The 23,169-nt window shown below is 65.5% G+C and carries 19 protein-coding genes; 9 read left to right on the top strand and 10 right to left on the bottom strand.

Features of this window, described 5'->3' with window-relative positions; translation table 11 throughout:
- The first annotated feature begins 616 nt into the window (after positions 1-616).
- Entirely contained in the window at positions 617-1,510 is an 894-nt protein-coding gene (locus AC066Y_RS16545) for a DMT family transporter (protein ID WP_478274809.1), read from the top strand.
- Positions 1,511-1,516: 6 nt separating this feature from the next.
- Here the strand turns inward: AC066Y_RS16545 and AC066Y_RS16540 are convergent, their stop codons facing one another.
- Complete coding sequence (locus AC066Y_RS16540) at positions 1,517-3,754, bottom strand: CHASE3 domain-containing protein (protein ID WP_478274808.1); 2,238 nt, start codon at positions 3,752-3,754, stop codon at positions 1,517-1,519.
- A 19-nt stretch (positions 3,755-3,773) separates the two neighbouring features.
- Positions 3,774-4,178 (bottom strand): response regulator, encoded by a 405-nt coding sequence (locus AC066Y_RS16535; RefSeq protein WP_342722252.1) that lies wholly within the window; start codon positions 4,176-4,178, stop codon positions 3,774-3,776.
- A 180-nt stretch (positions 4,179-4,358) separates the two neighbouring features.
- Between AC066Y_RS16535 and AC066Y_RS16530 the strand changes: the two genes are divergently transcribed.
- Positions 4,359-5,255 carry a DMT family transporter gene (locus tag AC066Y_RS16530; RefSeq protein ID WP_478274807.1) on the top strand — a complete coding sequence of 299 codons (897 nt, stop codon included), beginning with the start codon at positions 4,359-4,361 and terminating at the stop codon, positions 5,253-5,255.
- 49 nt (positions 5,256-5,304) lie between these two features.
- Here the strand turns inward: AC066Y_RS16530 and AC066Y_RS16525 are convergent, their stop codons facing one another.
- A complete protein-coding gene (locus tag AC066Y_RS16525; RefSeq protein WP_478274806.1) occupies positions 5,305-5,877 on the bottom strand; it encodes a BA14K family protein in 573 nt (190 codons plus the stop codon).
- 264 nt (positions 5,878-6,141) lie between these two features.
- Here AC066Y_RS16525 and AC066Y_RS16520 point away from each other — a divergent pair, with 264 nt between their 5' ends.
- A complete protein-coding gene (locus AC066Y_RS16520; protein WP_478274805.1) occupies positions 6,142-6,552 on the top strand; it encodes an NADH:ubiquinone oxidoreductase subunit NDUFA12 in 411 nt (136 codons plus the stop codon).
- 373 nt (positions 6,553-6,925) lie between these two features.
- Here the strand turns inward: AC066Y_RS16520 and AC066Y_RS16515 are convergent, their stop codons facing one another.
- Complete coding sequence (locus AC066Y_RS16515) at positions 6,926-7,612, bottom strand: DJ-1/PfpI family protein (RefSeq protein WP_478274804.1); 687 nt, start codon at positions 7,610-7,612, stop codon at positions 6,926-6,928.
- A 129-nt stretch (positions 7,613-7,741) separates the two neighbouring features.
- Here AC066Y_RS16515 and AC066Y_RS16510 point away from each other — a divergent pair, with 129 nt between their 5' ends.
- A complete protein-coding gene (locus AC066Y_RS16510) occupies positions 7,742-8,680 on the top strand; it encodes a GlxA family transcriptional regulator (RefSeq protein WP_478274803.1) in 939 nt (312 codons plus the stop codon).
- Between the two features lie 249 nt (positions 8,681-8,929).
- The gene (locus AC066Y_RS16505; RefSeq protein ID WP_478274802.1) at positions 8,930-9,148 is read left to right on the top strand and encodes a hypothetical protein; all 219 of its coding nucleotides are present in this window, start codon (positions 8,930-8,932) and stop codon (positions 9,146-9,148) included.
- Between the two features lie 235 nt (positions 9,149-9,383).
- On the opposite strand, the gene AC066Y_RS16500 is transcribed toward AC066Y_RS16505, so the two are convergent.
- The 5 genes from AC066Y_RS16500 to AC066Y_RS16480 all read right to left on the bottom strand — a co-directional run bounded on the left by AC066Y_RS16500 (position 9,384) and on the right by AC066Y_RS16480 (position 14,799).
- On the bottom strand, positions 9,384-9,818 hold the full coding sequence (locus AC066Y_RS16500; protein ID WP_456655909.1) for a hypothetical protein: 435 nt from the start codon (positions 9,816-9,818) through the stop codon (positions 9,384-9,386).
- Between the two features lie 194 nt (positions 9,819-10,012).
- Positions 10,013-11,374 carry a Na+/H+ antiporter NhaA gene (nhaA, locus tag AC066Y_RS16495; RefSeq protein ID WP_478274801.1) on the bottom strand — a complete coding sequence of 454 codons (1,362 nt, stop codon included), beginning with the start codon at positions 11,372-11,374 and terminating at the stop codon, positions 10,013-10,015.
- Positions 11,375-11,806: 432 nt separating this feature from the next.
- Positions 11,807-13,042, bottom strand: a complete 1,236-nt coding sequence (locus tag AC066Y_RS16490; RefSeq protein WP_478274800.1) for a cation:proton antiporter — start codon at positions 13,040-13,042, stop codon at positions 11,807-11,809.
- Entirely contained in the window at positions 13,042-13,983 is a 942-nt protein-coding gene (locus AC066Y_RS16485) for an alpha/beta hydrolase (protein ID WP_478274799.1), read from the bottom strand. The genes AC066Y_RS16490 and AC066Y_RS16485 overlap by 1 nt, the downstream gene beginning before the upstream one ends.
- A gap of 36 nt (positions 13,984-14,019) precedes the next feature.
- Entirely contained in the window at positions 14,020-14,799 is a 780-nt protein-coding gene (locus tag AC066Y_RS16480; RefSeq protein WP_456723320.1) for an SDR family NAD(P)-dependent oxidoreductase, read from the bottom strand.
- A gap of 278 nt (positions 14,800-15,077) precedes the next feature.
- Here AC066Y_RS16480 and AC066Y_RS16475 point away from each other — a divergent pair, with 278 nt between their 5' ends.
- The gene (locus AC066Y_RS16475) at positions 15,078-16,073 is read left to right on the top strand and encodes a DUF2155 domain-containing protein (protein ID WP_478274798.1); all 996 of its coding nucleotides are present in this window, start codon (positions 15,078-15,080) and stop codon (positions 16,071-16,073) included.
- A 110-nt stretch (positions 16,074-16,183) separates the two neighbouring features.
- On the opposite strand, the gene aat is transcribed toward AC066Y_RS16475, so the two are convergent.
- A complete protein-coding gene (gene aat, locus AC066Y_RS16470) occupies positions 16,184-16,864 on the bottom strand; it encodes a leucyl/phenylalanyl-tRNA--protein transferase (RefSeq protein WP_478274797.1) in 681 nt (226 codons plus the stop codon).
- Positions 16,865-17,087: 223 nt separating this feature from the next.
- On the opposite strand from aat, the gene AC066Y_RS16465 reads away from it, so the two are divergent.
- From AC066Y_RS16465 to AC066Y_RS16455, 3 genes are all read left to right on the top strand, one after another.
- Positions 17,088-18,533, top strand: coding sequence for a DASS family sodium-coupled anion symporter (locus AC066Y_RS16465; protein ID WP_478274796.1), 1,446 nt, complete (start codon positions 17,088-17,090; stop codon positions 18,531-18,533).
- Positions 18,534-18,801: 268 nt separating this feature from the next.
- Positions 18,802-20,064 carry an MdtA/MuxA family multidrug efflux RND transporter periplasmic adaptor subunit gene (locus AC066Y_RS16460; protein ID WP_478274795.1) on the top strand — a complete coding sequence of 421 codons (1,263 nt, stop codon included), beginning with the start codon at positions 18,802-18,804 and terminating at the stop codon, positions 20,062-20,064.
- A complete protein-coding gene (locus tag AC066Y_RS16455; RefSeq protein WP_478274794.1) occupies positions 20,061-23,168 on the top strand; it encodes an MdtB/MuxB family multidrug efflux RND transporter permease subunit in 3,108 nt (1,035 codons plus the stop codon). The genes AC066Y_RS16460 and AC066Y_RS16455 overlap by 4 nt, the downstream gene beginning before the upstream one ends.
- Position 23,169 lies beyond the last annotated feature (1 nt).

Here is a 23,169-nt window from a genome sequence, read left to right as displayed (position 1 = left end):
CGATGTTTCGGGTCTTCCAGGTCATGCATTCAACGCCCCAAACGCTCACGCGACACGTCACGCCAACGCTTCTCGTGGGCCGGTTACGGCCTCTGTTTCCGGGTCCTTCTCGGCCCGTTCTGTCGTCCCAACGGCGGCCCAAAATCAGGGCAGACAAGCCCTTCACCCGCGGCCCGAAGGCCTGGCGGAGTGGTCATTTTGGAACCCTTGTGGGAGCGACCGGCGGGGACCCAAACACACTCGCGCCGAACAGGTTGAAAGCTAGGCCATGTCCGTTGCGCCCGTCAAGGACTAGTACGAGTTTCTGAATCAAACACTAAATATGGTGGACGGAGGGGGATAACAGGGGTCGGTGCCGCGCCTGTGATCGAGCCAACTATCGGTGAGTCCTCAGGGATTCCCAAGCCAAAAAAATTCCTATCGCCTGTGGATTGGAGGTTCGCCCCGCTGTTCACAGGCGAAGATTTTATTCGCCGTGGCTGATTGAATTTTGGGGACTCACGTAGCCCTACGGGCAAAGTAAGGATCAGGCATGTCAGAGGCGTGATGGTCGGGCGACAAAATCGCGGGCAAGCTGCGGCCGACTCACATCCTCTTCACACCCTTGCCGGGTTCCATGACAGACCAGAAGCCTTTCGCGCGGCCGCGCCTTGCGCCCGCCGGCCTGATGTTCCTCGCCATCACCTCGGTGGGCTGGGGGTTCAACTGGCCGTCCACCAAGTTCCTGCTCAGCGAGCTGCCGCCGCTGACCTTGCGCGGCATCACCGGCGTGATCGGCGCCGTGCTGCTGGCGGTGCTGGCGCTGCTCCGCGCCCAGAGCCTGCATGTCGAGGCAAGGCTGTGGCCGCGCCTCGTGCTGTATGCAGCGCTCAACGTCTCCGGCTGGATGGTGCTGATGGGGCTCGCGCTGTTGTGGCTGCCGGCGAGCGAGACCGCATTGATCGCCTACACCATGCCGGTCTGGGCCTCGCTGCTGGCCTGGCCGGTGCTCGGCGAGCGGCCGACGTGGCTGCGGACCATTGCGCTCGTGATGGCATTCGCAGGCCTTGCCGCGATCATGGGCGGCAACGGGATTTCCGCGAGCAAGGACAAGCTGCCGGGAATCATCATGGCGCTCGGCGGCGCCTTCGGCTTTGCGCTCGGCACCGTGCTGGCGAAGAAATATCCGCTGGTGATGCCGCCGATCCCGGCCGCGGCCTGGCAGATCGGTCTCGGCTGCGTGCCGATCGCGATCATCGGCCTCCTGATCGAGACCACGCATCTCGATCGCGTCACGACGGTCGGCTGGTGGCTCTTGGTCTACTCGACGCTGATCCAGTTCTGCGTCGCCTATGTCGCCTGGTTTGCCGCGCTCGCCCGGCTGCCGGCCTCGGTGGCGGCGATCGGCACCATGGCGGTGCCTGTCATCGGCGTGATTGCCTCCGCCGTCGCGCTGCACGAGCCGCTCGGGCCGACCCAGATCACAGCGCTGCTGTTCACGCTCGCCGGCGTCGCGCTGGCGACGCGGTAACTCACATCACTCGCCGAGCGCCTGCTGCAGCATGCTGGCGAGCTGCGCCTTGCGATAGGGTTTGGCCAGCAGCAGCACGCCTTCGTCGAGGCGGCCGTGATGCACGATCGCGTTTTCGGTATAGCCGGAGGTGTAGAGCACCTTGAGGCCGGGACGGCGCTTGGTGACCTCGTCGGCGAGCTGCCGGCCGTTCATGCCGCCGGGCATGATGACGTCGGTGAACAAGAGGTCGAACTTCTCGCCCTTGTCGACGAGCGCCAGCGCGGCGCGGGCGTCGGGCACGGCAATGGTCTTGTAGCCGAGGGCGCCAAGCTGCGTGACCACGTAGTTGCGCACCAGCTGGTCGTCTTCGACGACGAGGATGACTTCGCTGCCGCGCCGCGGCGGCTCCGGCGCAGGCGCCTCGACCTCGACCTGACCGCGGGCAGGGGGCAGATAGAGCTTGATCGTGGTGCCGTGGCCTTCCTCGCTGTAGATCTTGATATGGCCGCCGGACTGCTTGACGAAGCCGTACACCATGCTCATGCCCAGGCCGGAGCCCTTGCCGACCTCCTTGGTGGTGAAGAACGGCTCGAACACCTTGTCCTGCACCGCGTGCGACATGCCGGTGCCGGTGTCGCTGACCGCGAGCAGCACGTAACGGCCCGGCGTGATGTCGGGATTGACAGCAGCATAAGCATCGTCGAGCACGATGTTGCTGGTCTCGAACAACAGCTTGCCGCCGTTCGGCATCGCGTCGCGGGCATTGATCGCCATGTTGAGCAGCGAATTGGCAAGCTGCGACGGATCGATATGGACGCTGGCGACATCGGGCGCGAGCACCTGATCGATCTCGATCTGCTCGCCCAGCGTCGGCCGCAGCAGCTTGGCGATATCGACCACGGTGCCGTTGATGTCGACGGTGCGCGGCTCCAGCGGCTGGCGGCGGGCGAAGGCGAGCAGATGCTGGATCAGCTCGCGGCACCGCTCGGCGGCGCGGTCGATCAGCTCGGCGGTTTGCACAAGCTTGGGCTGGCTGCGCAGGCTGTCGACCAGCGTTTCGGTGGTGCCGGTGATGACCGTCAGCATGTTGTTGAAGTCGTGCGCGACGCCGCCGGTCAGCTTGCCGATGGCGTCGAGCTTCTGCGCCTGCTGCAGCTTGTGCTCGGTTTCGCGAGAGGCGGTGATGTCGTGATAGATCAGCGCCGCGCCGGTGATGGTGTTGTCTTCGTCGCGCAACGGCCGGCCCGACACCACGAGGTGAATCGGAGGGGCGCCACGGACCGGCTTGGCGACGAATTCCAGCCCGTCGAATTCCTCGCCGCGCAGCGCCCTGGCCGACGGCATGTCGTCGGCCTGCATCGGCGTGACGCCGTCGGCCTGGAACACGTTGCTCATGGCGCGCAGCTGCCGGACCGTCATGCCCGGCTTGTAGCGCAGCATCTTCTCGGCGGCCGGGTTGGAGAGCAGCACGGTGCCGCTGGCGTCGATGACAAGCACCGCCTCCGCCATGCTGCGGAACGTGGTTTCCATCACCGAGGTGGAGCGGCGGAGCTCCTCGAGCGCGGTGCCGAGATCCTTGGTGCGTTCGGCCACCTTGCCCTCGAGGGACAAATTGGTCGCCTTGGTCGCGCTGAGCGCGCCCTGCAGTTCGCGGCTGGCGCGCCGGGCCGTCACCGTCAGCGCGACCGCGAGCAGCAGGATCATCACTACGCCGGCGAGATCGATCATCAGCAGCAGCCGGCCATTGGTCTTCGACTGCTCGGTGCGAATCCCGAGCAGGCGGCGCTCTTCGGTGACCAGGCGGTCGAGCGCCGTGCCGACCTTATCCATCAGGGAGCGGCTCTCGCCCGCGGAGATCAGCGCGGCGGCTCCGGCCGTATCGCCGGCCGTGCGCAACCGGATCAGTTCGGCGCCGAGCGCGATGGCGCGCGCGACCTCTCCCCTGGTGCCCGCGATCATTTGCGCCTCCCCGGGCGCCGAATTCACCGCGGCCATCAATTCGTCGAAGGCGGCAGTGAGGGCCTTGCTCTGCTCGCGAAACTCGTCGGCAAAGGACGCGTCGCCGGTCAGCGCGAAGCCGCGCGCTGTGCTCTCGACGGCGCGCGGCAGCGGACGCGCGTCCGAAATGCATTTGAGGATTCTGAGCGTGCGGTCGACCGAATCAATCTCGCTGCGCGACTTGACATCCAGCCCGATCGACGCCGCGCTGATGACGAGGAGGATCGCAAGGCCGCTGCCGAGGATGAGACGCTGGGAAGCCATCGACGATTAGTACGAGCAATTATTTGGAAAGACGAGCAGAAGGAGCGGACTTCGCAAGACATTCGTTAACGGCGGCAACCAGCGCCTGCGGGGTAAACGGCTTGCGCAGGCACGCTGACGCGCCGAGCTCGATCGTCATCCGCAGGAAATCCGGCGCACGGTCGGCATTGGCGAAGGCATAGCCGGACATCGCGATCACGGGAATATGGGGCGCGCGCTCGTGGAAGACGCGGATCGCCTCGAAACCGCGCATATGCGGCATGAAGACGTCGACCAGCATGACGTCGAACGACGCCTTGTCCAGCGCGCGCATGCCCGCTTCACCGCCATCCGCGACGGTGACGTCGAAGCCCTGGCGTTGCAAACACACCTCGATGGCAACGCACACCATCGGGTCGTCATCGACCACGAGAACGCTCGGCACGATGCATCCTCTATCTGCGGCCTCGCGTGCCGGCGACTCGCTTGGCCTGTCTGCCGATTAAGGCGGAACCTAGACGGAAAGTCTGTATCATAGAATGCATATGCTGTTTGCTGACAAGCAGATTTCCAGCTAGCCCTGACACCATCACTTGTATTTGTCCGCCCACATTACGACGGGTCCATGACCGCAGTTCCAGTCGCCGGCCGCGCCCCGCTGTCACCGCTCGGCCTCGCATTCCTGGTGGTCGCATCGACCGGCTGGGGTCTCAATTTCCCGATCATGAAGTTCCTGCTCACGGAGTGGCCGCCGCTGTCGTCGCGCGGGCTCTGCGGCGTGGTTGGCGCGATCGCACTCGCTCTGGTGGCAGTTGCGCGCGGACAGCCGGTGCGCGTCCCTGACGGCATGTGGTTGCGGCTTGCGCTGGTGTCGACGCTTTCGATCGGCGGCTGGGTCGCGTCGATGGGCCTGGCACTGATCTGGCTGCGGGCCAGCGAGGCGGCCGTGCTCGGCATCTCGATCCCGGTGTGGGTCGCGCTGGTGGCCTGGCCGGTGCTCGGTGAGCGTGTGTCGCTGCCGCGCGCGCTCGCGCTTGGCGTGGCGCTTGTCGGCATCGCCGCACTGATCGGCGGTGGCGGTCTCGACGCGAGCCTCGGCAAGTTGCCGGGCCTCCTGTTCGCGCTCGCGGGCGCGCTCTGCGTCGGGCTTGGCACGGTGCTGACCAAATCCTTCAAGCTCGCAATGCCGCCGCTGTCGCTTGCCGCCTGGCAGCTCGCGATCGGCTGCGTGCCGATCGCAATCGCCGGCGTCCTGATCGAGCAGCCGCAGCTCACCGCGCTGTCGCAGCTCGGCTGGGCGTCGATGCTCTACATGACGCTGATCCAGTTCTGTCTTTGCTATGTCTGCTGGTTCGCGGCGCTGGAGCGGCTGCCGGCGGCGACCGCGTCGATCGGCACGCTGCTGGTGCCCGTCGTCGGCGTGCTGGCGGCAGCGGCCATGCTGCGCGAGCCGCTCAGCATGAGCGACATCGCGGCGCTTGTTGTGACGTTTGCGGCCGTCGCGGTGGCGTTGCGGACATGAGAAAGGGCGGCGTTGCCGCCGCCCTTCGCCAATTCAAGCATTGAGGTCGTTACGGGCAGGGGTGCCGCAGGCCGTCAAAGCCGAGATAGGTGCCCGAGGCCGGATCGTAGGACCTGTAGCGCTGCGCGCAGTAGCTTGCATCGCCGCCCGGCGCGACCTCTACGGCGACAGGCGCGCTGTCGTCGTAATAGCCGTAGCTGTCGTCATAGTAGCCGTATCCGGGGCCATAACCGCCGTAATACGCGCCCGAGGCGAGGGCTCCACCGACGACTGCGCCCGCAACCGCGCCTGGCCAGAAGCCGCCGCCACGGTGATAACCGCCGTGCCAGCCGCCACCGCCGCCGCGCCAACCACCGCCGCCGCCACCGGCCCAGTGGCCGCCGCCACCACCGCCTTGCCAGCCGCCGCCACCGCCCATCGCGGCACCACGGCCGCCGCCAAAGCCACCACCGCCGCCGCCGACATGGCCACCGCCACCGCCACCGCCGCCGCGCGCACCACCGCCACCGCCCATCGCGCCCATCTGTGCGGCAGACTGGGCGAACGAGATGGTCGGCGCCACAGCCAACGGCAGCGCAAGCGCCAGCGCCGCGGCGGTGCTCAGAACCTTCATATTGATCATTTTGGACTCCATTAAACCGGACAATGTCTAACCATCTCTGCGGTCGGACGTTCCTGCGCTCGACATTGATTGTCCGTCATCTTTGCTTGACCGGCGGCGCATGTATGGCGGGTGAACAAAACTCCTCGTGACCGCGTCATTTGGCCGCCAATGGGCCCGCAACCCGGACCCATTCCGGGAGTGCCGGGCTACCTTGGCGGCGGCTGGACATTTGGAGATTCAGGTGGCATCAGAGCCGGACTGCCTCGAACCGACCGGCCGCGCATGAAACAATTCCTGCTGAAATTCTTCACCTGGTGGAACGGCCAGACCTTTGGCACGCAATTGTGGACCTCGCGCTACGGCGAGCTGGTCGGCGAGGACGAGCAGGGCAATCGCTACTACCGCACCAAGGGCGGCGAGATCGATCCGACGCTGCATTTCGAGCGCCGCTGGGTGATCTATAACGGCTATGCCGAAGCGTCCCGGATTCCGCCCAGCTGGCACGGCTGGCTGCACCACACGGTTGATGTGCCCCCGACCGAGGAGACGTACGCGCCGCGGGAATGGGAAAAGCCGCATCTGCCGAACATGACCGGCACCGCGCAGGCCTACCGTCCGTCCGGCTCGACGCTGGCGAGCGGCCGCCGCCCCAAGGCGACCGGCGACTACCACGCCTGGACGCCGCGAAGCTGAGCTTCACGCATTGTTGTTTCGGACGTGCGCGCGCGTAACGCCGCGCGTGCAACGCACGCGCGCCTGTGGACAACGGTAACAGCGGGGACAGGTAGGCTGCTGCCGATACTGGCCGCTTGCGCCGCGCACGTCTTCGCGGCTCAATGAAGCCATCTTACGGAGATGGGAGACCATCGCGTCGGATCGGGCTCCAGATCGCGACTGTCCCGATGAGCAGCGGCCTCCGAGTTGGATGCGGCCGGGAGATAGGCCCCCGGTGCAGACGTCCGGAAATCGCCCGCAAATGTGAGGCTGCCGTGAGACAGGAAGGGCCGCTCGGGAAACCGGGCGGCCTTTTTCTTTGTCTCACGATCTTCTTTGTCTCACGATCGGGTCAGGACAGCCGTGCCGCGGCGCGGCTCATCAATTCGCCCCGGCGCGCGTGTGCCGGTCCCATCCGCTCCTTCATAAAGGCGAGGATCTCGGCCGGCGCGGTATCGGGCGAACCGGCATTGAACGGCGGGGCCGGGTTGTATTCGAGCCTGAGCTGGATCGCTTCCGCGGTCTTGCGATCGACGAGCTCGGACACCAGCGTCAGCGCGAAATCGATGCCGGCCGTGACGCCGCCGCCGGTGAAGCGGTTGCGGTCGACGCAGACGCGCGTCTTGGTCGGGATGGCTCCGAAGCCCGCCAGGAACTCGATCGCACTCCAATGCGTGGTGGCGCGGTAACCCTTCAGCAGACCCGCGGCGCCGAGCACCAGCGATCCCGTGCAGACCGACGTGACGTATTTGGCTCCCTCGGCCTGCTTGCGCAGGAAGGCGAGCATCTCCTCGTCGCCGACCATGTCGTCGGTGCCGAACCCGCCGGGCACGCAGATCACGTCGAGCTGCGGGCAGTCGGCAAAGGTTGTGGTCGGCGTCAGGACCATGACGGAGTCCGTCGGAACGGGTTCGATCCGTTTCCAGATCAGATGCACTTTGGCGCCGGGGACAGAGGAGAACACCTGCAGCGGGCCGGTCAGGTCGAGCTGGGTCACCTTCGGGAAGACGAGCAATCCAATCTGCAGGGGTTCGGACATCGGAGGTCTCCAAATAGCGCTTGACGAAACCACGATGCCATGGTGGCCTCATGTCCAAAATGGCGTAATTCCCTCATTTTCAGACGTCGGCGCCGCCTCCGGGGATCCGGCATTGCGAGGATTTTGCAGATGATCGGCATCCTGATCTTTCCCGACTTCCAGCTGCTCGATGCGGCCGGCCCGATCGCGGCGTTCGAGATCGCGGCGCGCTTCGCCAACAACCCGCCCGCGATCAAGACGATCGCGGTGAAGGCCGGGCCGGTGCGCTCTTCGTCCGGCGTCGAGATGCTGGCGCGCGGCTTAAAGCCGTCGGCGGCGATCACGACGCTGATCATCGCGGGCGGCAACGGCGTGCGCACCCCGGCAACGTGTCAGACCACGCTGTCATTCGTGCGGCGGATGGCGAGCCGCGGCATCCGCGTCGCCAGCGTCTGCTCGGGCGCCTATGTGCTGGCCGAGGCCGGCCTGCTCGACGGCCGCCGCGCCACCACGCATTGGCAGCGCACACCGCATTTCGTGAAGACCTATCCGAAGGTCAAGCTCGAGCCGGACCAGATCTTCGTCCGCGACGGCAATATCTGGAGCTCGGCCGGCATCACCGCCGGCATCGATCTCGCACTCGCCATGATCACCGAAGACTACGGCGACGAGGTCGCGCAGAGCACGGCGCGGCAGCTCGTGCTGTATCATCGGCGCAGCGGCGGGCAGTCGCAGTTTTCCTCGCTGCTGGAATTGAAGGCGCCGAACGGCCGGTTCGGGCCGCTGCTCGCCTGGGCGCGCGAGCATCTCGACGCGCCGCTGACGGTCGAGGACCTCGCCGACAAGGCCGGGATGAGCTCGCGGCATTTCACCCGCGCCTTCATCGCCGAGACCGGCACCACGCCGTCGAAAGCGGTTGAACGGTTGAGGATCGAAGTGGCGCGGCAACGCGTGCAGTCGTCGGGCGAGGCGATCGAACGCGTCGCCGAGATCACCGGCTTCCGCGATCCGGAGCGGATGCGCCGCGCCTTTATCCGCGCCTTCGGCCAGCCGCCGCAATCGCTGCGCCGGGCATCGCGCGCGGGGTAGGTCGTTGACTTGCGGAAACTCCGGCGCGTTGCTGGAAAGAAGGGCGATCATTCCAGCGACGAAGCGAACAGAGCTGCCGATGGGCGACCGCCGCCAAGCTCACCGGCGCTGCCGGCAGAGGCAATTTGAGTTTGGGACAAGCTCATTGTCCGATCTCACGCGATCCATGCTGTCGTCGCACTGATGAACCGGCGCGACGGTTCCTGTGACCCACGTTAGGTGGGCGTTGGGGACCCGAGGAGGTTCTACATGACAAAGCATCGAACGATTACCGGGTTCGTGGCCGTCACCCTGCTGGCTGTCACTGCAACCGCCGCGACGATCAGGTCGCACCTGCCCCGGACCGAGGGCGTTGTCGTCTCCGACACCGACGCGCTCCCGGCCAGGGATTTCAGCGACCGCTGGTCCCCGATTTCAGCTTTGCCGCCGGCAACGGACTTGGCTGAGCGCGCACCTGACGTGCGTTAAGCCGGTCACCGACGCATTCGCGGACACGCTGCGCACAGAGTTTACCGGAGCACAAAGGCCCCGCCGAAGCGGGGCCGGATGTTGAATGACTTGAGCTTGAACGACTTGATCTCAAACGACCTGGTCTTGAATAGAACTAACGGTTCCGCCGCGCCGGAATAGCGCAGCTATTCACCTTACACACACGCTGAAAATCCACGGACGGCTGAGCACCAAACGTGCCCGAGCCGAAATATCAGTTGCTCAACGTGTCGGTCGCGATCTTCTTCTTGAGTGCTTCGCAGGTATTCCTGACCTCCGTGGTCATCAACGAGACGGCTTCGATCTGCAGGAAAAAACGCTTGCCCTGATCGCGGTAACCCGCGGCGAACTCCTTGATTTCCGCGATCATGTCGTGGACACCCGCCACCATGACCTCGCAGTTCTTGGCGGCCAATTGCAGTTCCGTTCCGAGGGCCTCGATCTCCTTCACCGCCGCTTCGTATTCGCGCACGACCGCCTCGGCCGATAGCTTGCCCACCTCGTTGACGCCGTTGCGGTGCTCGACGTAGTCCGGCATCGGCGAGAGAGGCCGAATGTTGCTGCGTGGGCGATGCGTACTCACCGTGTCGATTTCGCCCTCGGTCGTTTCCATCGGGGCGCGGGCGAGGACTTCTGCACTAACACTCATGCGAACGCTCCATAAGTTGTTACGGCGAATGGAGTTTAGCAATGTCAACGGATTTGTCTCGCTTTTCCACAATTTATAAGTAAGTTAATTGTGCATCGCAGCACGACGAATCGCACGCCACAATCGCTGCGCCGGGCATCGCGCGTGGGGAGCGAGGCGTCGGGGGATCGGGTTCGTTTGCAGTCCGCGAAGCGTCAGGGGTGTGCCGTTGCCCCTTGGCGCTGACGACGCGCGTAGGCTACGCCCCACCCGAGCCCAAGCAGGGCGGCGGCGAGCGAACCGCCGAGCACGCCCAGCTTTGCCGCGTTGAGCAGCGCCTCGTCGGGGAAGGCGAGCATGGCGGTGAAAATCGACATGGTGAAACCGATTCCGGCCAACAGGCCGATGAGGCAGACGCCGCCCCACGTCATGCCGGGTGCCAGCCGACAGCGCCCCGACTTGACCGCGAGCCAGGTGGCACCGACCACACCGACCGGTTTTCCCAAGGCGAGGGCAAGCCCCACCCCCAGCATCACCGACTGAGCTCCGGCAGCGAGGCCGGAAGCGGTCAGGCTGATGCCGGCGTTCGCCAACGCGAACAAGGGCATGATGCCGAAGGCGACCCAGCCATGCAGCGCCGTCTGCACGCGCACGACCGGTGGCAACATCTCGCGATGCGCGAGGTGGAGCGCACGGCGCCGTGACCTGATGCGATGGATATCCTTCCAGGCCGCATCGCCGTCGCGCAACTCCGCGACCACGCGCGACACCATTTGCAGGGGCGGCTCCCGCAGCGGCATCGGCCGCACCGGGGTCATCAGGCCGAGCACGACACCGGCAAGGGTCGGATGCGCTCCGCTCATCAGCAGCCCGGTCCAGACCAGCGCGCCCGGCGGAACGTAGGCGAGGGCGGAGCCGACGCCGATCCGCTGAAGCCCGACGACCATCACAATGCCGAGCGCCGCCACGACAAACCCGCTCAGTTCCAGTCCGCCGGAGTAGACGAAGGCGATGATCAACACCGCGATGACGTCGTCGATGATGGCGAGCGCCAGCAGGAACACCCGCAAATTGACCGGGATCGATCGTCCCAGCAAAGCGAGCGCCCCCACGGCAAAGGCGATGTCCGTTGCCGTTGGTACGGCCCAGCCCTGGCCGCGCACGGGATCGGCATTCAGGCCAATGTAGATGAGTGCCGGGGCGATGACGCCGCCGGCTGCCGCGATCACGGGCAGCATCGCCTGATCGAACCTGCTCAGCGCGCCTTCATGTATCTCGCGCCGAATCTCCATGCCGACGACGAGGAAGAAAATCGTCATCAGCCCATCGTTGATCCAGAAATGCACCGATCGGGAGCTGACGAAGCCGCCAAACCCGATCGAGAATTGCTGGTGCCAGAGCGCGTGATAGCTGTCGGCGAAAGCAGAATTGGCCCAGATCATTGCAGCGGCTGCCGCAGCCAGCAGCACGCCGCCGCCGACGGCTTCGACGTGCAGGAAGCGCTGGAGGGTGGCGAACGCCTGCTCGGCAAGTCGTTGGGCTCGCGGCGGGTCCTGGGCGGGCAGTCGGTGATCCATCGGGCGCACGCAGTCCGCGTGGTGGCCCGACCATCGCTTTACCTGTCACTGCGGCATGCAGCTAACACCCACCGCCCGTTTTGCACAGCGACAGGCATAGGGCAACCCTGTTCGGGGGGCCTGCGACCGTTTGGCATGTCGCCGGTAGCAGAACCCGGAACATGGTGCTTACGACAGCCTGCTCGAGGCCGGCGGTCAGAGCCAGGTTGTGAGCCCGCTGAGCAGAGTTGCGGCACCGAAGACGAGCAGAATCGCGATGCACGCGGGCAGAGAATACGGGTTCCGATCGTTGTCTTGTGACATGGCAGCACCAATCCGGGAGGGATCTCCCATGCGCGCGAAAGCTGCGCTGATGACCTGATCGAATATCAGCGCGACCGCATAGGAATGCGAGACGAACGCCGGAGGCGCGTTATAGGCGCGGAATAAGTGTCAGCCCTGGTCGGCTTCCAGCAGCCCGAGCTTCGCGGCAAGCCAGCGCGTGGTGGAGGCCTGGATCAGGATCGTGGTCAGGATCGCGACGAAGGTGACGGAGGCGATCATCTCCGCTCCCGGCGCCTTCATGCCGAGCATGAGGCCGGCGAGCGCGGCGGGGATGACGCCGGTTTCGCGGGTCCAGCACATGAACAGCAGTTCCGCGAAGCTCCAGCGCGCGCGACGGTCGGGCAGCGCGCACAGGAAGACGGTCGCGGGGCGCGCAAGGAACATCAACACCAGCGTGACCGCGACGCCACCAAGCCAATACTGCTGCATCAGGGCAAAATTGACTTGAGCACCCAGCAGAATGAAAATGAACAGACGTAGAATGAAGGCCGTGGTCAGCACGAACTCATCGAGCTTCTGCGCTTCGCCCGGCTCCATCTGGAACCCGAAACGTTCCTTGTTGCCGAGCATGATGCCGAACACGAACACGGCCATGAAGCCGGATGCATGCAGGCCCTCGGCGGCGAAATAGGCGCTGATGACGGCGACGACGGTCACCACCGGCGCGTATTCAGCAAGGAATGCCCACTTCTCGTGAGCGATCAACAATGCCGCGAGATAGCCCAGCGTGATGCCGGCGACGATACCGATGGCGGAATGCGCCACCAGCTCGAACAAGGTGGCGGAGAGCGAGAACGCGCTGCCTGTCGCCATCCCCAGTAGGCTGAAGGTGATGATTGCCCCCACGGCGTCGTTGAACGCGGACTCGCTCATCACGGTCTGCGCAACACGGTCCCTGATGCGAACCTGGCGGAAGATCGGTACGAGCGTCGCCGGATCGGTCGAGGCGAGCGTTGCCGCGAGCAGGAACGCCACGACCGCGGGAACGCCGAGAATGAATTTGGCCGCCAGTCCCGTGATGGTCGCAGTGATCACGACGCCCGCCGTCGCGATCACTGCGATCGTGATCCAGACCTGTTTCAGCACGGCGAGCCGCAGCGTCGCGCCGCCGTCGAACAGGATATAGCTTGCGCCGAACAGCAGGATGATCTGGTTCAGCGCGGAATCGGCGGCGATATCGACAAGTCCAAGGGCATGCGGGCCGATCAGGATGCCGACGATGAGGAATACCGCGACGTCGGGAATCCTGACCTTCTGGGCGAAGAGCGCCGCGACTGTACCGATCGCCAGGACCAGACCGCAGGAGAGCAGCGTGTGCCTGGCGATTTCGATCGAGGAGGACACTAGCCCTGTGCCTTCAGCCAGGCGCTGATCTCGGTCACCGCGACATTGGCCTGGTTGAGCAGTTTGCCCATGGTGAAGAAGCCATGGAACTGGCCGGGGAAATGCCGGTAGGTCACGGGCACGCCGGCATCCCTGAGGAATGTCGCATACTCGTCGCCTTCGTCGCGCAGCGGATCGGCGCCGGCGGTCAGCACATAGGCCGGCGGCAATCCGGCGAAGTCTTTCGCGCGCGCGGGCGAGGCGCGCCAGTCGCTGTTGTCGGCGTCGCCGAGATAGTGGTTGCCGAACCAGCCGATCACCGAATGCGTCAAGAGGATGCTGGTCTCGGGCTCGCGGTGCGAGGGATGCTTCCGCGAGAAATCGGTCGCAGGATAGACCAGCAGCTGGGCGGCGAGCTTCGGTCCGCCGTCGCGAGCGGTGAGGGCAACCACGGCTGCCAGATTGCCGCCGGCGCTGTCGCCGCCGACGATCAGGCGCGAAGCATCGATGCCGAGATCCCCAGCATTGGCGGCGACCCATTTGGTCGCGGTGACGGCGTCGTCCACCGCGGCAGGGAAGCGGTGCTCGGGCGCGAGCCGGTAATCGACCGAGATCACGATCAGTTCGCCCTCATGGGCAAGCTTCTGGCAAACCACCTCATGGGTATCGAGATCGCCGATCACCCAGCCGCCGCCATGGAAGAACACCAGGCACGGCGCGAGCCCGTCCTTCTTGCGCAGTGTTTTCGGCGTGTAGATGCGAGCGGGGATCACGCCGTGCGGCGCCGGGATCGCAAGCGCCTTGCTCGATTCAAGCGCCGGCGGCTCGGGATTGGAGACGATGCGGGCGGCCCGATAATATTCGCGCGCTTCCGGTGCGGTCAGCGATTCATAGGCGGGCCGGCCGGCCTCCTGGAAGGCCTTGTAAACGGCGGCGGCATCGGGATCGAGAACGACGGGCATAGGCAACGAACCTTCTTGTGATGCTGAACTGAAGCGTCAGGCGGCGGTGCGGCCGCCATCGACGGTGTAGGCGGAGCCGGAGACGTAGCTCGCCTCGTCGGAAGCGAGGAAGGCGACGATCGACGCGACCTCGCTCGCGAGGCCGAGCCGGCGTGCCGGGATGCGGTCGACGATCTTCTCGACCGGTGGTGGCGCGTTGCCGCCGGAGCGGCCTTGCAGAATGGTGCTCAGCATCCGGCTCTCGATCATGCCGGGGCAGACGCAATTGACGCGCACGCCGGTGCCGGTGCATTCCCAGGCCGCGCTCTTGGTCAATCCGATCACCGCATGCTTGCTGGCGCTGTAGACCGCGATCATCGGCGATCCCATCAGGCCGGCGATCGAGGCGGTGTTGATGATGCTGCCCTTGTTCTGCTTCAGCATCACCGGCAGCACATATTTCATGCCGAGGAAGACACCGACGACATTGACGTCGAGCACCCGGCGAAAGCTCTCCAGCGAATATTCCGGGATCGGCCTGATGTCGCCCTCGATGCCGGCGTTGTTGTAGAAGGCGTCGATGGTGCCGAAGCGGTCGACGGCGGCGCGGACATAGTCCTTGACCTCGTCCTCATCGGTGACGTCGGCGGTGATCGCGAGAGCCTCGGCCGAGGCGGGCAGGTCCTTGATGGCGGCCGCAAGATCGGCCCCCTTGCGGTCGACTGCGACGATCCGCGCCCCGCGTTCGGCGAGCAGCTGGAGCGTGGCGGTTCCGATGACGCCGGCAGCCCCGGTGACGACGGCAACCCGGCCGTCGAGCCTGATGCGATCGGGCATGTTTGGGTTTCCTCTGGCTGGTCCGGTTCGATCCGGATTTTCCTGGTTTTCACGCGGTGCCGCGCGCCTTCAGCGTGAGGACTATCACACGTGTTCCCAGGAGTGACTAGAGGGTGACCAGAGGGTGGCCAGAGGTTGACCAGTGCCTGGCGGAGGGCCGGGGACGGGCGTCTGCGCGCCCTTTCCCCGCCGTATTCGGCGTGTTAACCGGTGGCCTGCGAGCGGCCGATATCAAGGTAGACTGTCGCGAGCCCGATTCGCCTTTTAAAGCCCGCGAGATGCTTCGAACCATTGCCCTGACTGGCTTTGCGGCCTTGGTTGCCGCCTCAACCATCTCGCTTGCGCCGCCCGCGCGCGCGCAGATCGGAACGATTTTCTCCGATCCCGCGCCGCGTCCGCCCGGCTCGATTCCGCGTGGCCAGGTGGCGCCTCCCAGCGACGACGACGAGGAAGTGCCGGAATTGCCGCGCGGCCGTCTGCTGCCGACACAGCCGCGGGCATTGCCGCCGGGCCAGGCGGTGCCGCCGCCCGGCAGCGTGCAGTCGCAGCCTTTGGCGCCGCCGTCAGGTAGCACGGTCGCTCCGCCCGGCGTTGCCGTGCAGCCGCCGCAGCCCGGCGGTCCCGCCGTTGCCAACACACCGCCCGGTGCCAATCCGCTGCCTGGCCTGCCGCCAGGGCAGCGTCAGCCCAAGGGGACGCCACAGGGCACCCCACCGCAGACGCCTGCCGCGTTGCAGCCGGGCGATGAGGTCGTGCAGGAGCCGCCGTCGACCAAGATCACCAACAAGAAGGCGAGCTTCTCCGGCCTCGACAAGATCACCGGACGCATCATCAATTTCGACGAGGATATCGGCGAGACCGTGCAGTTCGGCGCGCTGCGGGTGAAGACCGATGCCTGCTACACCAGGCCGTCGACGGAAGCCGCCAACACCGACGCCTTTGTCGAGGTCGACGAGATCACGCTGCAGGGCGAGGTGAAGCGAATCTTCTCCGGCTGGATGTTCGCGGCGAGCCCCGGCCTGCACGGCGTCGAGCATCCGATCTACGACATCTGGCTGACCGACTGCAAAGGGCCGGACCAGACCATCGTGACCGCCGCGCCCGATCCGCCGAAGGCGCCGACGCCGCCTCCGCCGCCGGCCCAGAAGCGCGCGCCGCCGAAGCAGGCAGCGCCGCGTCCGCCGCCGCAACCGCTGCCGCAATACCAGCAGCAGCCACCTCCGCCGCCCCAGCAGCGGCCGGGCGGGTTGTTCGGCGGATTGTTCGGGAATTAGGCGAAACTGCGTAGCCTGGATGGAGCGAAGCGAAATCCGGGTTTCTCTCCGCGGAGAGACGCTCCCGGACTGCGCTTCGCTCCATCCGGGCTACTTGCTACGCGATTACATCAATTGCGCGCGGCGATGATCGCCAGCGCGTCGGCACCCTTGACCGGCTGCGTGGTGTCGAGCTTGCGGAATTCCGCCGGCGCACCTGCGATCGCCTTGTCGAGCAGCGCGCGATAGCGGCGGCGCGAAATCTCCACCGCACCGAACGTCTTCAGATGCTCGGTCACATATTGCGTGTCGAGCAGCTCGAACCCGCCCGCGATCAGCCGCGCCACCAGATGCACCAGCGCGACCTTCGAGGCGTCACGCGTGGTGTGAAACATGCTTTCGCCGAAGAAGGCGCGGCCGAGGCTGACGCCGTAGAGGCCGCCGACCAGATTGTCGTCCTGCCAGACCTCGACGCTGTGGCAATGGCCTGACGCGTGCAGCCCGACATAGAGGTCGCGGATGCGCTTGTTGATCCAGGTGTCGTCGCGGCCGGGCTGCGGCGCCGCGCAACCGGCGATCACGGCCTTGAACGCGGTATCGACGGTGACGGTGAACACATCCGAGCGCACGGTGCGCGCCAGGCGGGAGGCGACCCGGAAGCCGTCGAATGGAATCACGCCGCGCAATTCCGGCTCGACCCAGAACAGGGTCGGGTCGTCGGCGCTCTCCGCCATCGGGAAGATGCCGCAGGCATAGGCGCGCAGCAGCACCTCGGGCGTGATCTCGGAGGAGGCGGAGTCGCGTGAGGTCATGCCGGCGAAGATAGCAAAGCGCGGGCCGTCTTGCGATGGGGCCTGCCACGGGGTCGCGACGTGTTGACGAAACGCGCCGGTTCCTCCACAAGCCGCGCCATTCCGCCGCAGTTTCCCGAGACGGACTGCGCGGCCATGCTACATTGCCACAAAAAGATGGCCCCGCCGCCCGGGACATGGCGGCTTGGGCGCCGACAATCGACACAGGTGAGGGGGACGCTGCATGAAATCGTCATGGCGGACGTTTGCGCCGCTGCTGGTTTGGCTGGTGATCTATCTGATCCCGGTGCCATCAGGGCTGAACGCCAATCAGTGGCACTATTTTGCGGTGTTCGCCGCCGTCATCACCGGGCTGATCCTCGAATCGATGCCGGTCGGCGCGGTCGGCCTGATCGGACTGACGGTCGCCGGCGTCGGCGGTTATGTCGAGCCCGACCCGAACAAGTCGCTGCGCTGGATGCTCGCCGGCTTTTCCGAGAGCACGGTGTGGCTGATCGTCGGCGCCTTCGTGTTCTCGATCGGCTATCGCAAGAGCGGGCTCGGCCGCCGGCTGGCGCTGCTTCTGGTGCGCGGGCTCGGCCGCCGCACCATCGGGCTCGGCTATGCGGTGGCGTTCTCCGATCTGGTGCTGGCGCCGGCGACGCCGTCCAACACCGCGCGCTCGGGCGGCACCATCTATCCGATCGTCAGCAACATCCCGCGCATCTACGGCTCCGAGCCGGGTCCGACCGCAGGCAAGATCGGCACCTTCGTGATGTGGACAGCGTTTGCGACCACGGCCGTCACCAGCTCGCTGTTTCTGACCGCGCTGGCGCCGAACGCCGCCGCGCTCTCGATCGCCAAGAAGCTTGTCAACATCGAGGTCGGCTGGTCGCAATGGTTCATCGGCTTCGCGCCGCTCGGCATCCTCTTGCTGCTGCTGGTGCCGCTGCTGAGCTACGCCGTCTGCCGGCCGGAGATCAAGGAAAGCCCGGAGATCGTGACCTGGAGCGAGGGCGAACTCGCCAAGATGGGGCCGCCGTCGCGGCACGAATGGATCATGGCGGTGCTGGTACTGCTCGCGATGTTCCTGTGGATCTGCGGCTCCAATCCCAATATCAGCGTGCCGCTGCTCGGCTCGAACTTCATCAACGCGACCACGGTGGTATTCGTCGTGATCTCGCTGATGCTGCTGTCAGGCGTGATCGTGTTCGAGGACATCGTCGCCGAGAAGAGCGCGTGGGAGGTCTTCTTCTATTTCACTTCGCTGCTCACGCTGTCGTCAGGTCTCAACGAGATCGGCTTCATCAAATGGGTCGCCGAGGGTTATGCGAAGCCGCTGTCCGGCACGTCGCCGCTGGTCGGGATGATCCTGCTCGTCACATTCTTCTTCTGGATCCACTATTTCTTCTCGAGCATCACCTCGCATACCGCCGCCGTGTTGCCGGTGGTGCTCGCCGTCGGCTCCAGCATTCCCGGCCTGTCGGTGCAGACCCTGATGCTGCTGTGCGTCTATTCGCTCGGGCTGATGGGCGTGATCTCGCCCTACGCCACCGGACCGGCGCCGATGTATTACGGCAGCGGCTATATCGGCAAAGGCGACTTCTGGAAGTTCGGGCTGATCTTCGGCGTAATCTACTTTGCAGGATTGTTGCTGATCGTGTTGCCCTGGCTACAAACGATCGGGTAAAATAGCCACAATCCAGCGAGAAACAGCGGCCGATCGGGAAGGAGGACCTTCCTTTCCGATTCTTAACGCGCTTTGTCTGACGGAAGCGTCCAAAATGCTTCCTCGAATGTGGCGCGCGCGGATTTCAGGGGACACATAGAGCCGCACCGGCTCATTCGTGTTTCTTCGTGGGCAAGTTATGGACCAGCATATCAAAGACCCGTCTATCGTGGCGCCCGAGCAAACCAGGCGGCCATCGCGCGGGCGAGGGTTTCTGACAGGGTGCGTCGTGCTGGCGGTGCTCGCCGGCATCGTCTGGTGGACGCGGCAGCAGGCCGCCCCGCCGCAGGCCGGCGGCGGGCGCAACGCCGGGCCGATGTCGATCGTGCCGGAGGCCGTCGGCAAGGGCGATATCGGCGTCAGACTCAATGCGCTCGGCACCGTGACGTCGCTCGCGACCGTGACGATCAGGAGTCAGATCAGCGGCTACCTGATGAAGATCGATTTCAAGGAAGGCGACGAGGTCAAGAAGGGTGACCTGATCGCCGAGATCGATTCGCGTCCCTATGAGGCGACGCTGGCGCAGGCCAAGGGACAGCTCGCCCGCGACGAAGCGCAGCTGAAGGGTGCCCAGGTCGATCTCACCCGCTATCAGAACCTCGCCGCGCAGAACGCGGTGCCGCATCAGCAGCTCGACACCCAGGTTGCGCTGGTCGCGCAGTATCAGGGCACGGTCGAGGCCGACCGTGCGTCGGTGAAGTCGGCCGAAGTGAATCTGCAATATTGTCGCATCGTCTCGCCGATCAACGGGCGGGTCGGGTTGCGCCAGGTGGATCTCGGCAACTATGTGACGGCGGGCGACACCAACGGCCTTGTCGTGATCACGCAGCTCGAGCCGATCAGCGTGCTGTTCACGCTGCCGGAGGACAATCTGCAGGCGGTCGCCAAGCGGTTGAAGGAGGGCGCGGTGCTGCCGACGGCGGCCTATGACCGCAGCGGCGCCAACAAGCTCGCCGAGGGATCGCTGCAGACCTTCGACAGCCAGATCGATGCGACCACCGGCACGATCAAGCTGCGCGCCCAGTTCGAGAACGACAAGCGCACGCTGTATCCGAACCAGTTCGTCAACATCCGCCTGCTGCTCGACACCCACAAGGATGCCACGACGATGTCGACCGCCGGCATCCAGCGCGGCGTCCCCGGCACCTTCGTCTATCTCGTCAACGCCGACAGCACGGTCTCGGTTCGGCCGGTCAAGATCGGCGTCACCGACGGCGACCGTGTCGAGGTGCTGTCGGGGCTTGTGCCCGGCGACCGCATCGTGATCGACGGCGCCGACAAGCTGCGCGAGGGCGCCAAGGTGGTGGTGCGCTCCGCCGCCGATGCCGCAAGCCCGGCCGGCGCGGCCAAAGGCGCGGCGAATGGGGCCGCCAAGGGAGACGGCAAGGGAGACGGCAAGGGAGACACCAAGGCAGATAGCAAGGGTGGCGCCGATCCCGACAAGGCGGGAGGCGGCAACCACAGGGGTGCCGCGGACGGGCAGAAGAAATGAACCCGTCGCGGCCATTCATCCTGCGGCCGGTGGCGACGACCCTGATGATGATCGCCATCATGCTGTCGGGCATGCTGGCGTTCAGATTCCTCCCCGTCGCGGCGCTGCCTGAGGTCGATTATCCGACCATTCAGGTGCAGACCTTCTATCCGGGCGCCAGCCCCGACGTGATGACGTCGTCGGTGACGGCGCCGCTCGAGGTGCAATTCGGCCAGATGCCGAATCTGAACCAGATGAGCTCGGTGAGCTCGGCCGGCTCGTCCGTGATCACGTTGCAGTTCGGCCTGTCGATCTCGCTCGACGTCGCCGAGCAGGAGGTGCAGGCCGCGATCAACGCCGCGGGCAATCTCTTGCCGTCGGACCTGCCGGCGCCGCCGATCTACGCCAAGGTCAATCCGGCTGACGCGCCGATCCTGACGCTGGGCCTGACCTCGAAGACCATGCCGCTGACGCAGGTGCAGGATTTCGTCGACACCCGGCTGGCGCAGAAGATCTCGCAGCTGCCCGGCGTCGGCCTCGTCAGCATCAGCGGCGGCCAGCGGCCCGCGGTGCGGATCCAGGCCGACATCCGCAAGCTTGCGGCCTATGGTCTCAACATCGACGATCTCCGCACCACGCTCGGCAACGCCAACGTCAACACGCCGAAGGGCAATTTCGACGGCGCGATGCGCGCCTACACCATCAATGCCAACGACCAGATCCGCAATGCCAGCGACTACCGCTCGCTGATCATCGCCTACAAGAACGGCTCGCCGGTTCGCCTCAGCGACGTCGGCAACGTCGTCGACGGCGCGCAGAACGACAAGCTCGGCGCCTGGATGAACGAAACCCAGGCGATCATCCTCAACATCCAGCGCCAGCCCGGCGCCAACGTGATCTCGGTGGTCCAGGGTATCAAGGACCTGCTGCCGCAGCTGCAGGCGACGCTGCCGGCCGCGATCGATCTCAACATCCTGACCGACCGGACCGTGACGATCCGGGCCTCGGTCCGCGACGTCGAATACGAGCTGGCGCTTGCGGTGATCCTGGTCGTGCTGGTGATCTTCGTGTTCCTGCGCTCGACCCGCGCCACGCTGATCCCGAGCCTGTCGGTGCCGCTCTCGCTGGTCGGCACGCTGGGCGCGATGTATCTGTTCGGATTCAGCCTGAACAATCTGTCGCTGATGGCGCTGACGATCGCGACCGGCTTCGTGGTCGACGACGCCATCGTCGTGATCGAGAACATCTCGCGCTATATCGAGGAGGGCGAATCTCCACTCGAGGCGGCGCTGCGCGGCTCCGAGCAGATCGGCTTCACCATCATCTCGCTGACGGTGTCGCTGATCGCGGTGCTGATCCCGCTGCTGTTCATGGGAGACGTCGTCGGTCGCCTGTTCCGCGAATTCGCCATCACGCTGTCGGTCACGATCCTGATCTCCGCCGTGGTGTCGCTGACATTGGTGCCGATGGCCTGCGCGAAACTCCTGAAGCCGGAGAGCATGACGCGCGAGAACACCTTCCAGCGGCTCAGCCGGGAAGGCTTCGACGCCGTCATCGCGATCTACGGCCGGATGCTCAACTGGGTGCTGGATCGCCAGACGTTCGTTCTGTTGATCGCGCTCGCCACCTTTGGGCTCACGGCGCTGCTCTATGTCGTCATCCCCAAGGGCTTCTTTCCGGTGCAGGACACCGGCGTGATCCAGGCGATCTCGGAGGCGCCGCAATCGGTGTCCTATGCGGCGATGGCCGAGCGGCAGCAGCGGCTCGCCAGCGCGATCCTGAAGGATCCTGATGTCGAGAGCCTGTCGTCGTTCATCGGCGTCGACGGCACCAACACCACGCTCAACAGCGGCCGCATCCTGATCAACCTGAAGCCGTATGAGCAGCGCAAGGCCGGCGTCTCCACGGTGATGGACCGGATCAAGGCGAGCACGGCGGCGCTGACCGGCATCACGCTCTACATGCAGCCGGTGCAGGACCTCACCATCGAAGGCACGGTGAGCCGGACGCAGTATCAGTTCATCCTGCAGGACGCCGATCCGAGCGAACTCGCGGAATGGACGCCGAAGCTGGTCGACAAGCTCAGGGAATTGCCCGAGCTCAGCGACGTCACCAGCGATATCTCCGCGCAGGGGCTTTCGGTGTTCGTGGACATCGACCGCGACCAGGCCGCGCGGTTCGGCATCACGCCGGCAACGATCGACAATGCACTGTACGATTCCTACGGCCAGCGCATCGTCTCCACCGTCTTCACCAATTCGAACCAGTACCGCGTCATCCTCGAGGCCGATCCGTCGCTGCAGAACTCGCTGGATTCGCTGTCGTCGATCTATCTGCCGTCATCGGTGGGCTCGACGCCGGTGCCGCTGTCCGTCATGGCCAGGATGCGGGTCGAGACCGCGCCGCTGCAGGTCTCGCACCTCGGCCAGTTTCCGTCGGCAACCGTTTCGTTCAACCTGGCCCCGGGCGCTTCGCTCGGCGGCGCGGTGACCGCGATCAAGCAGGCGCAGGCCGACATCAACCAGCCGCTCGGCATGATCACGAGCTTCCAGGGCGCGGCGCTGGCGTTCCAGTCCTCGCTCTCCAACCAGCTGTTCCTGATCCTGGCCGCGATCATCACGGTCTATATCGTGCTGGGCGTGCTCTATGAGAGCTTCATCCATCCGCTGACCATCCTGTCGACGCTGCCGTCCGCCGGCATCGGCGCGCTGCTGGCGCTGATGATGGCCGGCCAGGACCTCACCATCATCGCGATCATCGGCATCATTCTCCTGATCGGCATCGTGAAGAAGAACGCTATCATGATGATCGACTTCGCGCTCGATGCCGAGCGCAACGAGGGCAAGCCGCCGCGGGAGGCGATCTACCAGGCCTGCCTGTTGCGGTTCCGGCCGATCATCATGACGACGATGGCCGCTGTGCTCGGCGCGCTGCCGCTGATGCTCGGCAGCGGCGCCGGCTCCGAGCTCCGGCATCCGCTCGGCATCTCGATCGTCGGCGGCCTGCTGGTGAGCCAGATGCTGACCCTGTTCACGACGCCGGTGATCTATCTCTGGTTCGATCGCCTGGCGCTGCGGTTTGCCGGGCGGGCGGACGAGGTCGGCGAGGCGAGCGGGTCGCGTTGAG

Source organism: Bradyrhizobium sp. USDA3010, assembly GCF_056429065.1.
The sequence above is the reverse complement of the archived record's forward strand: the minus strand, read 5'-3'. Positions and strand labels throughout refer to the sequence as shown.

Bases quoted from the DNA above. Each gene is read 5' to 3' on its own strand.
- AC066Y_RS16505 (WP_478274802.1), top strand. From the start codon at position 8,930: ATGACAAAGCATCGAACGATTACCGGGTTCGTGGCCGTCACCCTGCTG.
- AC066Y_RS16480 (WP_456723320.1), bottom strand. From the start codon at position 14,799: ATGCCCGATCGCATCAGGCTCGACGGCCGGGTTGCCGTCGTCACCGGG.
- nhaA (WP_478274801.1), bottom strand. From the start codon at position 11,374: ATGGATCACCGACTGCCCGCCCAGGACCCGCCGCGAGCCCAACGACTT.
- AC066Y_RS16525 (WP_478274806.1), bottom strand. From the start codon at position 5,877: ATGATCAATATGAAGGTTCTGAGCACCGCCGCGGCGCTGGCGCTTGCG.
- AC066Y_RS16515 (WP_478274804.1), bottom strand. From the start codon at position 7,612: ATGTCCGAACCCCTGCAGATTGGATTGCTCGTCTTCCCGAAGGTGACC.
- AC066Y_RS16465 (WP_478274796.1), top strand. From the start codon at position 17,088: ATGAAATCGTCATGGCGGACGTTTGCGCCGCTGCTGGTTTGGCTGGTG.
- aat (WP_478274797.1), bottom strand. From the start codon at position 16,864: ATGACCTCACGCGACTCCGCCTCCTCCGAGATCACGCCCGAGGTGCTG.
- AC066Y_RS16540 (WP_478274808.1), bottom strand. From the start codon at position 3,754: ATGGCTTCCCAGCGTCTCATCCTCGGCAGCGGCCTTGCGATCCTCCTC.
- AC066Y_RS16500 (WP_456655909.1), bottom strand. From the start codon at position 9,818: ATGAGTGTTAGTGCAGAAGTCCTCGCCCGCGCCCCGATGGAAACGACC.
- AC066Y_RS16545 (WP_478274809.1), top strand. From the start codon at position 617: ATGACAGACCAGAAGCCTTTCGCGCGGCCGCGCCTTGCGCCCGCCGGC.
- AC066Y_RS16485 (WP_478274799.1), bottom strand. From the start codon at position 13,983: ATGCCCGTCGTTCTCGATCCCGATGCCGCCGCCGTTTACAAGGCCTTC.
- AC066Y_RS16510 (WP_478274803.1), top strand. From the start codon at position 7,742: ATGATCGGCATCCTGATCTTTCCCGACTTCCAGCTGCTCGATGCGGCC.
- AC066Y_RS16530 (WP_478274807.1), top strand. From the start codon at position 4,359: ATGACCGCAGTTCCAGTCGCCGGCCGCGCCCCGCTGTCACCGCTCGGC.
- AC066Y_RS16520 (WP_478274805.1), top strand. From the start codon at position 6,142: ATGAAACAATTCCTGCTGAAATTCTTCACCTGGTGGAACGGCCAGACC.
- AC066Y_RS16475 (WP_478274798.1), top strand. From the start codon at position 15,078: ATGCTTCGAACCATTGCCCTGACTGGCTTTGCGGCCTTGGTTGCCGCC.
- AC066Y_RS16455 (WP_478274794.1), top strand. From the start codon at position 20,061: ATGAACCCGTCGCGGCCATTCATCCTGCGGCCGGTGGCGACGACCCTG.